Genomic DNA, 13,068 nt, shown 5'->3' with positions numbered 1-13,068 from the left:
ATCATTGGTCATCCTCGCAGCACTGCTAAGGGGTGCGACCGACAACTTCGAGGGTGCTATCGACACATGCCGAATCAACCACAAATCGAACTGGGGATTGTGCTCTACCCCGGCGTGCAGATGGCGACGGTATTCGGCCTGACCGATCTGTTCGGCATCGCCGCGCGGTTCAATGGCGCGGCGGACGACCCGGATCGACCTCCACTGCGCATCAGCCATTGGCAAATCGGCGAAACCGGCCAGCCCGCCAAACGGGTCCACGACTCGCACCCCGATGCCTGCTGCACACCCAGCGTACTGATCCTCCCGCCCAGCCTGGAAGAGCCGATTTCGACCGAGGCCGCTCGCCCCTATCGCGACTGGCTCTGCCAACAGCATGAGGCCGGCGTCAGGCTGGCATCGATCTGCGCAGGCGCCTTTCTGCTTGGCGAGACAGGGTTACTTGCCGGACGCACGGCAACTACCCACTGGCTCTATGTCGAGCAATTCATGGCCCGCTTCCCCAATGTCCACCTGGATGCCGACCAGCTCATCATCGTCGCCGATGACATCATCACCGCCGGTGGGCTTATGGCCTGGACCGATCTGGGGCTGCGGCTCGTCGACCGCTACCTGGGCGCAAAGGCCATGATCGATACCGCGCAGATGCTGGTCATCGACCCACCGGGCCGTCAGCAACGCTACTACAGCGCCTTCGCGCCGCGGTTGAACCACGGCGACAGCGCCATTCTCGCCGTTCAGCACTGGTTGCAGGAGACCGCCGCCGAAGACGTTGCACTGGCCGAGCTCGCTCGACGTGCGCGCCTTGAGGAACGGACCTTTCTGCGCCGTTTCCGCAAGGCCACCGGTATGACCACCACCGACTATTGCCAGCGGCTACGCGTCGCCCGCGCCCGGGAGTTGCTGCAGACAGGCCGCCTGCCCATCGAGCGGGTCGCGTGGGAGGTCGGTTACGCCGACCCGGGCGCATTCAGGAAAGTGTTCACCCGTGTCGTCGGGCTGACGCCCGGCGCCTATCGACGCCGCTTCGGCATGGAGCCAGGCGCTACACCTTGAGCGCAGCGGATTTGCCATGCAGCTTGGCCTGAATCTATCGTTGATTGTCTTTCAGGCCGATTTCGCCCCCAAGGCCCGGTGCCCACAATGCGTACTCCTTCCACAGCACCTTTGGAGTCGCCCCATGCTGTTTCAACGCACGCTCGCAATGTCCCTGTTTCTCGCGCTCGGCCTTACCGCTGGCACCAGCTGGGCCAATGGCACCAATACCAGTTCGTCCGCCTCGGCTGGTGCCGCCGTGCAGATGCAGCAGATCCGCAATGCCACGGTAAAGATCAGCTACGCCGATACCACGTTCCTCGTGGACCCGATGCTCGCGAAAAAAGGCGCTTACCCTGGGTTCGAAGGCACCTATCGCAGCGAGCTGCGCAACCCGCTGGTCGAACTGCCGATGTCGACCCAGGAGATCCTCGCTGGGGTGGACGCAATCATCGTCACACACACCCACCTCGACCATTGGGACGATGCTGCCCAGAAGCTGCTGCCCAAGGATCTGCCGCTATTCGTACAGAATGAGTCGGATGCCAAGATCATCCGCGATCAAGGCTTCAAGGATGTCCGCATCCTTGAAGATGGGACCGAGTTCGGCGGGGTCACGCTGAGCAAGACTGGTGGGCAGCACGGCACCGACACGATGTACGCCAATGCACAACTTGCTGCTCTTCTCGGGGAAGCGATGGGTGTTGTGTTCCAGGCCCCGGGCCAGAAGACCATGTACCTGATCGGCGACACCATTTGGCGTGACGAAGTCGACCAGGCGCTGGCGCGGTACAAGCCGGAAGTAGTCGTCGTTAACGCCGGCTATGCCTTGGTAAACGGTTACGAGGGCGCCATCATCATGGGCAAGGAAGATCTCGCCCATGCAGCGCAGGCTGTGCCCAACGCCCGCATCGTGGCGACCCACCTAAACGCTATTAATCATATGAGTCAAACCCGCCAGGAGCTCAAAGCCTACGTCGTCGAGCAGGGTATTCAAGACCGCGTGGACATCCCGGCAGACGGGGCTGTGGTCAAGTTCTAAGTGCAACGCCAGGCCGCCCTACTCAGGGCGGCCTTTGTGCTTATCGACGTCCAAGCCTAGCGCCCGAAACCTGCGACTGCCGTAGCGTTTGCGGCTGCGGGGCTTTTGCCGAGTTTGGCCGCGCACTCATGCGCACCGTCCCGTCGCCGTCAAGGTGAATGACGTAGTCGGCCTTGGCGGCGACCGACGGGCGATGGGTGATCAGCACCAGCGTCCTGGCGTTGGCCTTGAGCACATCGATGGTGCGCTCCTCGCTCTCGACATCCAGGGCCGAGGTGGGCTCGTCCAGGAGGATCGTCGGTGTTCCCCGCGCCAACGCCCGGGCGATCGCGATGCGCTGCTTCTCGCCGCCCGACACGGCCGCGGCATCGAACCCCACGTGTCTGTCCGTGGTCGGGGTGTCGCTGGCATGGGCGTCGAGTCCGAGCTGGCCGAGTAGGCTGTCGAGCCGGTCGTCGCTCAGGTTTCCCTTCGCGCCGTAGCGGACGTTTTCAGCCACGCTGCCGGCGATGAGAAGCGGGTGCTGGGTAACGACCGAGACGGCGTCGAGCAACGCAGTGCGATCTAGGCTTCTTGTGTCCGTGCCGAACGCCCTGACCGTGCCCTCCTCCGGCTTGATCAGTCCAACCAGCAGGCGCAGCAGCGTCGTCTTGCCGGCGCCCGAAGGGCCGGTGATCGCATAGGTATGGCCCTGGCGTATCTGCAGGTCGACCTTGCTGAGGATCGTCCGGCCTTCGGCGCGATAGGTCACCCCCACAAGCTCGAATAGGACTTCGGCGTCGATGTCGGGGGTCCTATGACCTTGGGGCTCGGCTTCCAGGTCCAGGTAATGAAAGCCCCTGCCCAGCAGGACCAGTTGGTTGCGCAGTTCGATCAGTACGCTCGCCAGCAGCGCCAGGCGCATCGTGAGCTGCATGACGTAGCCGTTGATCATGACGAAGTCACCGACGGTGTAGGTGCCCTTCGCGACCTCACCGACGACGTAGAGCGTCGAGGCCAGGAGCAACGCACCAACGAGGGTGACCTGCAGCAGCATGAGCAGGCCGATGCGCAGGTTGCCCACGGTGACGCTGTCGATGAAGCCGCCCACCTTTGTGCCGAAGCGCTGCTGCTCCAGCGGCTGGGCATTGTTGAGCTTGATCTCCTCGACCAGGCGCATCCGCTCGGTGAAATGCGACATCACCCCGTTGTTCGATTCCATGATGCGCTGGTGGATGCCCTTGGCCTTGCGTGACAGCAGCACGGAAAGCCCAACCAGCCCGACGATGGCTGAAATGAAGAACGCAGCGAAAGCGACGCTGATCAACGTGGCGAGCACCGCGAATACGAACAGCAGCTCGATCAGTGTGGGCAGCACGATCCAGAACAGCGTGCTGGTCAGCGCACTGAAGGCACCCTTGGAACGCTGCGCATCGGCGACCAGCACGCCTTGGTCGAGCTTGCGCAGCTCGGCCTGTGGCACCTTGAGCAGGTGATCGAAGAACGCGCGGTAGAACGCTGCATCGCAGCGCACCAGCACCGCGGCCGAGAGGATGTTCTTGGTCCACTCCAGCACCTGCGCGCCGGTCCAGCACAGTGCATAGGCTGCCGCCGTGACCAGGATAACGCTCATGGCATCGCCTGCGGCGAGTCGGTTGGTTGCCTCGCGAAGCAGGACCGGAACGGTGGCGTTCAGTAGCGCCAACGCCAGCAGGATCGCAGAGGCGATCGCGAAGTAGGTAAAGGCCTTCGGGTAGTAGGTACGGGCCAGGGTTAGGGCTCGGCGGTATTGCTGCAGCGCTTGCGTCATTGGCTACCAGGCCGTGGGGAGATCGGGCGACATGGTTCGGCTCCCCTAGGGGGCTGGCCGTTTTTTCCAGCCAGGCATGCGTCATGAAGCCGTACTACTCCACGCCAATCATGAGGGATTGCGTTAACGTGGTGGCGGACTCGCACGGCGCGAGAGAATCCGAGCCCACTTTGGTTGGCTAGCGTCCGGCACGATGCCGCGCCCATGAGCTTAAAGGTCTCTCTCGGAAAAAATAGCTGTCAGACATGCCAGGGCGACCCTGGGGCTGGGAGCGTCCTCCCTCTTGGAGCATAAGGCCTTCCGCCGCCCACCCTTTCGCGTGAGCGAACGCAAAGGGGCTCCGGAAGCTATCTGACGCGCGACGTCAGCCGCGTGGTGTCGTTCGGCTGTGGGGCTGCTCGTCCGTTACCTTCCTGCGCGCCGACGATGAGTACCAGGAGTCTGTTGAGCGACCGGACTGCCGCGGTACCAAGCGGTCGCTCAGTTGCTCTCGACCAACCATTGAAGGTCGTCGGCGCGTGAGCGTGTCCGCTCCAGGTAACAGCCCGAAGCGTTCAGGCTGTCCATCGTGCCTCCGGTCAATCCGCCCATCAGATTGCAATCGTTGTCACGAAACACAATCCAGGCGCGCTGGGCTGCAATCAGGAGGTCGCGCTGCGATGGGTCCAGCTGGCGCCTGGCGATGCCGTAAAAGTGATTGAGCCGGGCATCCTGCTGCGCATGTTCGGCAGCGTTGCAGTCGAGCATCTGCACGGTGACACCGCCCGAGGCTTCCATACACGACTCGTAGGCTGGCGAATATTCGGAGCCACGAGCGGCCTGTGTCGCAGTTGCGGTCACGGAGATCGCGAACACCATCTTGACCATGGCGGAGTTCATCCGGTGCTTCCCTATGCATGTGACTGGCGGCCAAGTCGGGGTCGCCTGGCGATAGATGATGGCCTCATGATATCATCAATGTCATTCGGAACGAGCGGCGCGCTCGTGACGCACTTTCAAGGAAGAACCGAACCATGACGCGCAAGACGTTCGCTTATCGCCCCAACATGATCAAGATGTTCTTGATTACCCTCGTTTTCGCCCTGCTGAGTTCATTTGCCGCGCTCGGTTCCCACCATGCCAGTGGACCCAGAGTTCTCATTCGTCTGTTCAACAGCATGGGCCTGGATATAAACCAGGTCATCAAACTTGTGGGCTTTCTCGGCATGGGAATGAGCCTGGTGGCACTTGCCATGCTCGTCTATGCCATGTTTGCCACGGGCCGCAGTGTTTCGATCGGCGACGGCAGAGTGAGGATTCCTGGCAGCATCTTCTCGTCCAAGGTTCTGGAAGTCAGAACGAGCGATATTCATGACGTCAGCCTGATCGATGTTTTCGGACAGAAGATCATCCGGCTGAACCATCTGGCTGGCACGATCGATATGCCAAGCAGCATGTTTCCTGACAAGCAGACTTTCGACGATTGCTTTGCTGCGCTTTCGTCCGTTCGTTAAGCCAAACGCTTCAAGGAACGAGTACGCATACTCACAGGGGGTAAAAATGGCTTTCAAGCACACGCTGGCGTCTGCCTCATTGATAACGGCGATCACCACTCTGAGTGGCTGCGGTTCGGGTGTCCCTGGCTGTGGAGACCAGGAGACGAAAGATCTCGTCTCGAGCATTGCCGATCGGGAATTTGCCAAGCAAATGGGGGCCGAAGCGGCACAGTTGATCAAATGGAAAGTCATTGCGATCCGAACCACCGACGAAAACGAGAAGACCGGCGCGTTCGAATGCGCGGCAAACCTGGAGGTCTCCGGTCCGGGTGGTACCCACGAGGCGCCTATCACCTACACGGTTGAAAAGACCGACGACGGCGACTTCTACGTCAACGTATTCGGGCTCTGACCAAGGTCGGCCTCTGCGCTTGCCGTCGCTACCCCGCTAGCGCCCCCTTCACGCCTTCGCCAGGCCGTGGGTGGGCAGCCCATCTCCTGGCGGAACATGTAAGTGGACGCCGACGTCGAGGCGTAGCCCAGATCCAGCGCGATATCCGTGACGTTGCGTCCGGCGCATAGCCATTCCAGGGCAAGGAACAGGTGCAGCCTGTGGCGCCAGACTTGACGGGGTTGGGCTGGCGGACGAAGTGCATCGCCTCTATCCGAAGATCCACATCCTCCTCGCCACCGGTTTTACGACGCGGCTTTCACCTGAGTCCCGATATCGAGTATTGGCAAAGCCTTTCAGTCGCCAGCCCCTTGCTGAGACCCTAGCGGAGGTCCTCGCCTCGGATGGGCCCGGCTTCCCGCAGCGACGTGAATGCGCCGGACCGCGGCCCAATGGCGAACGGCAGTCGCTCCAGACTTGGCTTCGATATCAAAGGCGTAATGCGGATGTGGCCGGAGCGCCTTTCCATACTGTATATTCGTACAGACACATGGATAGGTGCCGTATTCACTAATGGCTCGTTTGCTTGTCCCCCTTCTGCTGGTTTTCCTCGTCTCAAGTGCCCAGGCCGCCGCGCCACGGACCTTCGCCGAAGCCAAGAAGGCAGCGTGGAAGCTGTATGCCTCCCATTCCGTTGAGTTCTATTGCGGCTGTCGCTATTCGGGGAACCGGGTGGACCTGGCAAGCTGCGGGTACGTGCCGCGCAAGAACCCGCAACGTGCAGCCCGTATCGAGTGGGAGCATATCGTGCCCGCATGGGTGATCGGCCATCAGCGCCAGTGCTGGCAGAACGGTGGTCGCGCCAACTGTGCGAAAAAGGACGCAACCTATCGCCGGGCCGAGGCCGACCTGCACAACCTGGTGCCCAGTATCGGCGAGATCAATGGTGACCGGAGCAACTACAGCTTTGCCTGGCTGCCGCACAAGCCGACTCAATACGGCGCTTGCTCGATGGTCGTCGACTTCAAGGCTCGCAAGGCAATGCCGCGCCAACCGATACGCGGCATGATTGCGCGCACCTATTTCTACATGGCTGATCGTTACAAGCTGCGACTGTCCAAGCAGGATCGACAGCTGTTCGACGCCTGGAGCAAGACCTATCCACCGCAGCCGTGGGAGCACGCGCGCAACCAGCGAATCGCATGCGTGATGGGACATGGAAACGCTTTTGTCGGGTCCGTGGAGCTGGCCAGATGCCGTTGAGTTTTCTTTGCCAACATAAACCAGCGATACGGAGACGAACGCCAGGAGCCCCCTGCAAACGGTAACGAATCGGGAATAAGCTGGCCGGCTAACCGAGCTGGCCGCCGCAAAGCCGCGCCGACTCTAGGATTTAGTTCCTTATCCACAGAAGCTGTGGATAAAGCTGTGAACATATCTTGGATTCTTGCCGCAAACGCCCGCCTGGTGCGGACTGGAAACGGATCGGCGAGATTTTGCGCAGCCTTTCATAGCTCTTTTAAATCAATCACTTACGCTGTTTCGTCCATTTGCCGAAGGACTCTCTCGCAGCTAGTGATCCCCTGCAGGCCGGAATGTGCATAATTGTTGGTGTCAACCGCTTTTTAAGACGTTTTGCTGCTTATCACACGGGCGGCGCGTCTTGACTCTCGGTTCGAATAAGCCGGATCACCGCCACCACAAGGTCCCGATTCCCTTCCGAACGGTCAATTGAGTCAATGAAAATCGCGGCTGCGCACATCCAGCCCATCGAGCAGATCGCTTCGGTCCTGAAGGTGTCCGGCGATCAGGTGCCTCACACCGGCCTGGTCCTCGAGCTTGCCCTTGACCTGCAGCAGCCGAGACTGCATCAGCGCTGGCCGGTAGCGCTCGGCCAGATCCCGCCAGACCACGACGTTGACCATACCGTACTCGTCCTCCAGCGTGACGAAGGTGACACCCGACGCCGTCGACGGACGCTGCCGGCCGGTCACGATGCCGATCACGGTAATGAACTGGCCATGGACCGACTCGGCTAGGTCCCTGGAGCTGCGAGCCCGCATCGACCTCAGCGTGGCGCGCAGCAGCGACAGGGGGTGTGGGCCCAGTGTCGTGCCGGTGCGCGCATAGTCGGCGTGCATGTCCTCGACCAGCGTGGGTGCAGGCAGCGCGATCGGCCGGTCCGTCTCGGCGCATTCGAACAGCGGTAGCGGTGCCTGGACACCGGCGATGTCCCAGCGTGCCTGATGCCGATGCCCTGCCAGCGCACTGAGTGCATTGGCCTCGGCCAGCAGTTCGCGAGCCTTGGTATCGAGCCCCGCGCGAAGGCACAGGTCGCCAACGTGGCGAAATGGGGCGCTGTTGCGCTCGGCTTCGATGCGGCGTCCGACCGGCTCCGAGAGCCCGCGCACCATCCGCAGCCCCAGGCGAATTGCCGGTAACGCTTGCTGAGGTTCTTCGAGCGTGCAGTCCCAGTCGCTGCGGGTAATGTCCACGGGCCGCACCTCGATGCCATGCCGGCGCGCATCCTGCAGCACCTGGTCGGGCGAATAGAAGCCCATGGGCCAGCTGTTGATCAATGCACAGGCGTACGCCGACGGCTCGTGGCATTTGAGCCAGCAGCTGGCATAGGTCAGAAGTGCAAAACTCGCGGCGTGAGATTCGGGAAAACCATAGCTGCCAAAGCCTTTGATCTGCTCGAAGATGCGTTCTGCGAAGGCCTCGTCGTAGCCGCGCTCGAGCATGCCCTGTTTCAGCCGCTGCTGGTGGGGCTCGAGCCCACCGTGGCGTTTCCAGGCGGCCATCGAGCGGCGAAGCTGGTCGGCCTCGCCGGCGGTATAGCCGGCCGCGACGATGGCCAGGCGCATGACCTGCTCCTGGAACAATGGCACCCCCAGCGTTCGCTCGAAGACCTCGCGCAGCTCCTCGCTCGGGTAGCTCACCTCCTCCTCGCCATTGCGCCGGCGCAGGTAGGGATGGACCATCTGCCCGACGATCGGCCCTGGCCGAACGATGGCAACCTCGATCACCAGGTCATAGAAGGTCTTGGGCTTGAGCCTGGGCAGCATGGCCATCTGGGCCCGGGACTCGATCTGGAACACGCCGAGTGTGTCGGCACGGCTGATCATCGCGTAGGTCTGCGGGTCCTCGGCCGGGATGGTGGCCAACGTCAGGTCGCGCCTGTCGTTGGTGCGCAGCAGGTCCAGGCAGCGCCTGATCGCACTCAGCATGCCCAATGCCAGGACATCGACCTTCATCAGCCCAAGCGCATCGATATCGTCCTTGTCCCACTGGATGATGGTCCGGTCCTTCATGGCCGCGTTTTCCACCGGCACGAGCGTGGACAGCGGATGCTCCGATATTACGAAGCCACCCGGATGCTGCGACAGATGCCGCGGAAAGCCGACCAGCTGCGAGGTCAGCACCAGCACCCGGTGCAGCGTCGGGTTCTGCGAATCGAATCCGGCTTCGGCAAGCCGTTGTGGCGATGGCATGTGGTCGCTCCAGCTACTACAGCACCTGGCCAGCGCGTCGACGTGTTCGGGTGGCAGGCCAAGGGCCTTGCCCACGTCCCGAATCGCGCCGGCGAAATGGTAGGTGCTGGCCACCGCCGTCAGGGCCGCCCGCTCGCGCCCGTAGCGGTCGAAGATGTACTGGATCACCTCCTCGCGCCGCTCGTGCTCGAAGTCCACGTCGATATCCGGCGGCTCGTTGCGCTCCTTGGAAATGAATCGCTCGAACAGCATGCTCATACGGGTCGGGTCCAGCTCGGTGATGCCCAGTGCAAAGCACACGGCCGAGTTGGCAGCCGATCCCCTGCCCTGGCACAGGATGGCCCTACTTCGGGCGAAGCGGACGATGTCTTGGACCGTCAGGAAGTAGCTCTCGTACTGCAGGTCCTCGATCAGTCCGAGTTCCGCCTCGAGTTGCGCCAGGGCCTTGTCCGGGATCCCGTCCGGCCAGCGCCAGTTGGCCCCTTCGAACGTTAGTTGCCTCAGCCATTCGGAGGCCGATCGTCCTGGGGGTACGACCTCGTGCGGGTACTCGTAGCGCAGCTGGCCCAGGTCGAAGGTGCAACGCGCTGCGATCCGGACCGACTCGTGTAGCAACCCTGGCGGATAGAGATCGGCCAGCGCCTGCAGCGTACGAAGGTGGCGTTCGCCGTTCTGGAACAGATAGGCACCGGCGTCGGCAACCGCGCAGTGATGCCGGATCGCGGTCACGGTGTCCTGCAGCGCCCGTCGTCCCCTCACATGCATGTGCACATCGCCCGAGGCCACGAGGGGCATCCCAAGCCGCTCACCCAATGCGATGAGATCCGACCGCTTGCGCTCATCGTCGCACTCACGATGCAGCTCCACCGCAATCCAACAGCGGTCGGCAAAGCTCGATTCCAGCCACCTGCCTTGCTCGTCAGCGTTGTCCGAGGTCGGGACCCAGAGCGCAAGCATCCCCTCGGTCCCGCTGTCGAAGTCGGAGCGGTAAAGCACGTAGCTGCCCTTCCTGGCACGCCGTCGTGCCTGGGTGATAAGCGCGCAGATCCGCTGATAGCCGACCAGATCCTGAGCCAGCAGCACCAGCCGAGCGCCATCAACTAGCCTTACCTCGGTGCCGACGATCAGGCGAACGCCGGTCGCCTTCGACGCCTGCCATGCCCGCACGATGCCGGCCAGGCTGCACTCGTCGGTGATGGCAAGCGCCTCGTAGTTCAGTTGACGGGCCCTTTCGAACAGCTCGGCCGCGCTGGATGCACCGCGATGGAACGAGAAGTTGCTCAGGCAGTGCAGTTCCGCATAGCGAGTGGGAGTGGAATCGGCGCTGTCCATGGAGAAATCACAAAACTGTATATGCATACAGTATATTTTGAGCGAGTCCAAACGCGTCAATCGAGAAGCGACAGGAGGAAGGATCAATGTGCGGACGACTGGCCCAGCATCGTGCGGCCGAGAAGTACCTGGCATCGCTCGGGGTCCAGGCAACCCTGTTCGGGCGTGCGCCCACCGAGGAGATTGGCCGCTACAACGTCGCGCCGCACTCGCGTGTGGACCTGCTCAGGCGTGTTGGCGCGGGTCTGGTATGGAACCCTGAACGGTGGGGCTGGACGCCCAGCTGGGCGCAGGCCCCCGTGCGCAGCGACATCAATGCGACCCGCGAGAAGGTCGCGCATAGCGCGTACTTCCGGCAGGTCTGGCCGAACCGAGCGCTGCTATGTGCCGACGGCTGGTATGAGTGGTGCTCGGTAGAGGGTCAGAAGACCAAGCAAGCCTATTACATTCGCCGGCGCGACAACGAACCGCTGTTCATTCCCGCGATCGGTCAGTTCTCTGCCGCAGCAAGCGAGCCCCGCGCAGACGACGGCTTCCGGATCATCACGGCAGACTCGCGAGGCGGAATGCTCGACATTCACGACCGGCGCCCCGTCGTACTCAACGCACTGGATGCGCGTGCGTGGCTTTCGGACATCGGCCCCGGCGACGCCGATGAACTGCTTCAGGCCCATGCGATTGCTGTCGATGCCTTCGTCTGGCATCCGGTGGGGCGAGACGTCGGCAACCCGCGAAACGAGGGTCCTCATCTGATCGAGCCGATTGCCTGGTCGACCTACTAAGCCGGTCGGCCAGCCACGGCGATCCATCACGCTTGTTGGTCGCGATCAGCGTTCTGCAGACCCGCAGCGCGGCGCGCTACTGGTACCGTTCTAGAACCGCGCGAAGTGGAGTACGGTCCTGGTTGGGCACCTTGTTCATGAGCAAATGAAGGAACTCGAACGCATCCAGGCCGTCGATGCTCGCCCTTGAGCTGACGATCCTCCTGTAGGGATCAGCGCCGGCCTGCAGGAAGTGCTCGACCAGAGCGGGCTCGTTGTAGAGGATCGCGGCGTTCAAGGGCGAAAAGCCCAACTCATCGGGCTCGTCGATGTCGCAGCCGGCGTTGATGGCCGTATCGATGACTTTAAGCACGGCGACCTTATCCTTGGACAGCTTGTCGTAGGCGCCTGTCATCAGGACGATGGTCGGCGCCTCGAAGCCTCTGCCGTCGGTCAAGCGACAGGGATTCTTATCCTTCGTGCGCAGGCCGAATGAGGCCAGCGAGTCGGACCAGGCGTTGCCGCCCAGCAGCCCGAAGACGACGATGGTCAGCCCAGCGGTGATGGTTTTGGCAGGCATCTAGGAACGCTCGAATCCAGCCGTGAGTTTCACGAACGACTCGCGGCTCGGAATCAGCTCGTCGCGCAGGACCAGCAGTTGCTCGGGCGCCTCGATGGCCAGGCGGGCCCGGCCTCCATCAGTCTGGACGACGGTAATCCAGATGCCGACCTGCTCCAGCTCATCCAGAAAGTCGTCGATCGATGCCCCGGGCTTCAACGTCAGCCTTATCTGCTCATCGGCTCGCCTGCTCAATACCAACCTGCCCATATGCGCTCCTTGCTTGGGTCATCCGTCGAGTTCGACAGTAGCGCATCGCGCGACGGAATCTGAATCGAGTTCCCAGGTTTAGGCAGCCGTTCACAGTCCGCCTTACCCGTGGTCGAGAACGAAAGACAGGGTGTCGTGCAATTTCTTGAAGGTTGCTGACGCGTAGCCCGCGGGACACAAAGTGCGCCGCCCTGTCCATTTTTGTAGCCCGTGGGCCACAAAAAGCAGGTGTTGTCTCTAGGGTCCCAGCGGCTCCGAGCGCCTCCTGCGGTCGGTCTACGCCGTCGCGCAACGTTCATGCAGGAGTTATGAGTTGCTCTTTTGAATTGTTCCGTATACGTTACATCTCTCTTTGTATGTTACGCAAACAAGACATGGACCATGCCTTCATTACAGCTCGCCTTGGCCAGCAGGTCAGGCAGCGTCGACTGAACCTCGGCCTGACCCAGGCGAAGCTTGCCTCCTTGGCGGGCATCACCCGCCAGAAGGTTATCGCCGTCGAGAGAGGCGACTTGTCGGTTGGCATCGCGGCTTATGCGCGGGTGCTGGGCGCGTTGGATTGCGAGTTCGCGGTAACGCCGGCCGCGATGCCCACACTCGATGAAATCCAGGGAGTGTTTGATTGATGACAGCCGTGCTTCAAGTGTCGACGCCAGAAGGCGGCAGCGGGAGGATCCTTAGCAGTGGTGGCGACTATCTATTTCGCTATCACGAAAGCGCCCGGGCGCAGGCGGCGATCAGTTTGCTCATGCCCGTGCGGCAGTAGCCCATCGGCGACCGAGCAAGGCGGTTGACGCTCAAATGGTGACTGCAACTGTGAAGGCGTACGCGGGAGCATTGAGGGCAGAGTTCAAACGCCAAAGGCAGGGGTTCTTGCCCCCTCAAAATCAAGATAAATAGACGGTTTCCACCCGGCCGCT

General features: G+C 62.0%; 13 protein-coding genes and 1 pseudogene. 8 read left to right on the top strand and 6 right to left on the bottom strand.

Translation table 11 applies throughout. From position 1 onward, the window contains the following. Positions 1–66: 66 nt before the first annotated feature. On the top strand, positions 67–1,056 hold the full coding sequence (locus tag UIB01_RS09585; protein ID WP_038659410.1) for a GlxA family transcriptional regulator: 990 nt from the start codon (positions 67–69) through the stop codon (positions 1,054–1,056). Between the two features lie 16 nt (positions 1,057–1,072). Next, positions 1,073–2,077, top strand: coding sequence for an MBL fold metallo-hydrolase (locus UIB01_RS09580; RefSeq protein ID WP_439900402.1), 1,005 nt, complete (start codon positions 1,073–1,075; stop codon positions 2,075–2,077). Positions 2,078–2,117: 40 nt separating this feature from the next. On the opposite strand, the gene UIB01_RS09575 is transcribed toward UIB01_RS09580, so the two are convergent. Then, entirely contained in the window at positions 2,118–3,866 is a 1,749-nt protein-coding gene (locus tag UIB01_RS09575; protein WP_080695070.1) for an ATP-binding cassette domain-containing protein, read from the bottom strand. A 480-nt stretch (positions 3,867–4,346) separates the two neighbouring features. Continuing rightward, positions 4,347–4,745 carry a lysozyme inhibitor LprI family protein gene (locus UIB01_RS09570; protein WP_038659404.1) on the bottom strand — a complete coding sequence of 133 codons (399 nt, stop codon included), beginning with the start codon at positions 4,743–4,745 and terminating at the stop codon, positions 4,347–4,349. A 134-nt stretch (positions 4,746–4,879) separates the two neighbouring features. On the opposite strand from UIB01_RS09570, the gene UIB01_RS09565 reads away from it, so the two are divergent. Both UIB01_RS09565 and UIB01_RS09560 read left to right on the top strand, forming a co-directional pair. After that, entirely contained in the window at positions 4,880–5,359 is a 480-nt protein-coding gene (locus tag UIB01_RS09565) for a hypothetical protein (protein ID WP_038659401.1), read from the top strand. Between the two features lie 46 nt (positions 5,360–5,405). Continuing rightward, on the top strand, positions 5,406–5,753 hold the full coding sequence (locus UIB01_RS09560; RefSeq protein WP_051605061.1) for a hypothetical protein: 348 nt from the start codon (positions 5,406–5,408) through the stop codon (positions 5,751–5,753). Here UIB01_RS09560 and UIB01_RS23600 read toward each other — a convergent pair. Then, positions 5,729–5,950, bottom strand: a complete 222-nt coding sequence (locus UIB01_RS23600; protein WP_437418014.1) for a helix-turn-helix domain-containing protein — start codon at positions 5,948–5,950, stop codon at positions 5,729–5,731. The genes UIB01_RS09560 and UIB01_RS23600 overlap by 25 nt on opposite strands. 355 nt (positions 5,951–6,305) lie before the next feature. On the opposite strand from UIB01_RS23600, the gene UIB01_RS09555 reads away from it, so the two are divergent. Beyond that, complete coding sequence (locus UIB01_RS09555; RefSeq protein WP_038659398.1) at positions 6,306–6,995, top strand: endonuclease; 690 nt, start codon at positions 6,306–6,308, stop codon at positions 6,993–6,995. Between the two features lie 473 nt (positions 6,996–7,468). On the opposite strand, the gene UIB01_RS09550 is transcribed toward UIB01_RS09555, so the two are convergent. Beyond that, positions 7,469–10,558 (bottom strand): error-prone DNA polymerase, encoded by a 3,090-nt coding sequence (locus UIB01_RS09550; RefSeq protein WP_038659395.1) that lies wholly within the window; start codon positions 10,556–10,558, stop codon positions 7,469–7,471. Between the two features lie 86 nt (positions 10,559–10,644). Here UIB01_RS09550 and UIB01_RS09545 point away from each other — a divergent pair, with 86 nt between their 5' ends. Then, positions 10,645–11,340 (top strand): SOS response-associated peptidase family protein, encoded by a 696-nt coding sequence (locus UIB01_RS09545; RefSeq protein WP_038659392.1) that lies wholly within the window; start codon positions 10,645–10,647, stop codon positions 11,338–11,340. Positions 11,341–11,416: 76 nt separating this feature from the next. Here the strand turns inward: UIB01_RS09545 and UIB01_RS22500 are convergent, their stop codons facing one another. Together UIB01_RS22500 and UIB01_RS09535 are read right to left on the bottom strand one after the other, a co-directional pair. Continuing rightward, a complete protein-coding gene (locus UIB01_RS22500) occupies positions 11,417–11,899 on the bottom strand; it encodes a hypothetical protein (RefSeq protein ID WP_051605060.1) in 483 nt (160 codons plus the stop codon). Further along, on the bottom strand, positions 11,900–12,148 hold the full coding sequence (locus UIB01_RS09535; protein WP_051605059.1) for a carbon storage regulator: 249 nt from the start codon (positions 12,146–12,148) through the stop codon (positions 11,900–11,902). It lies immediately after the preceding gene. A 374-nt stretch (positions 12,149–12,522) separates the two neighbouring features. Here UIB01_RS09535 and UIB01_RS09530 point away from each other — a divergent pair, with 374 nt between their 5' ends. Both UIB01_RS09530 and UIB01_RS23420 read left to right on the top strand, forming a co-directional pair. Continuing rightward, positions 12,523–12,774 carry a helix-turn-helix transcriptional regulator gene (locus UIB01_RS09530; protein ID WP_038665611.1) on the top strand — a complete coding sequence of 84 codons (252 nt, stop codon included), beginning with the start codon at positions 12,523–12,525 and terminating at the stop codon, positions 12,772–12,774. Further along, positions 12,774–12,908: pseudogene (locus UIB01_RS23420) on the top strand (type II toxin-antitoxin system HipA family toxin); the annotation flags it as partial. The gene UIB01_RS09530 and the pseudogene UIB01_RS23420, both read left to right, overlap by 1 nt. Positions 12,909–13,068 lie beyond the last annotated feature (160 nt).

This window comes from Stutzerimonas decontaminans (assembly GCF_000661915.1).
Classification (GTDB): Bacteria; Pseudomonadota; Gammaproteobacteria; order Pseudomonadales; family Pseudomonadaceae; genus Stutzerimonas; species Stutzerimonas decontaminans.
The sequence above is the reverse complement of the archived record's forward strand: the minus strand, read 5'-3'. Positions and strand labels throughout refer to the sequence as shown.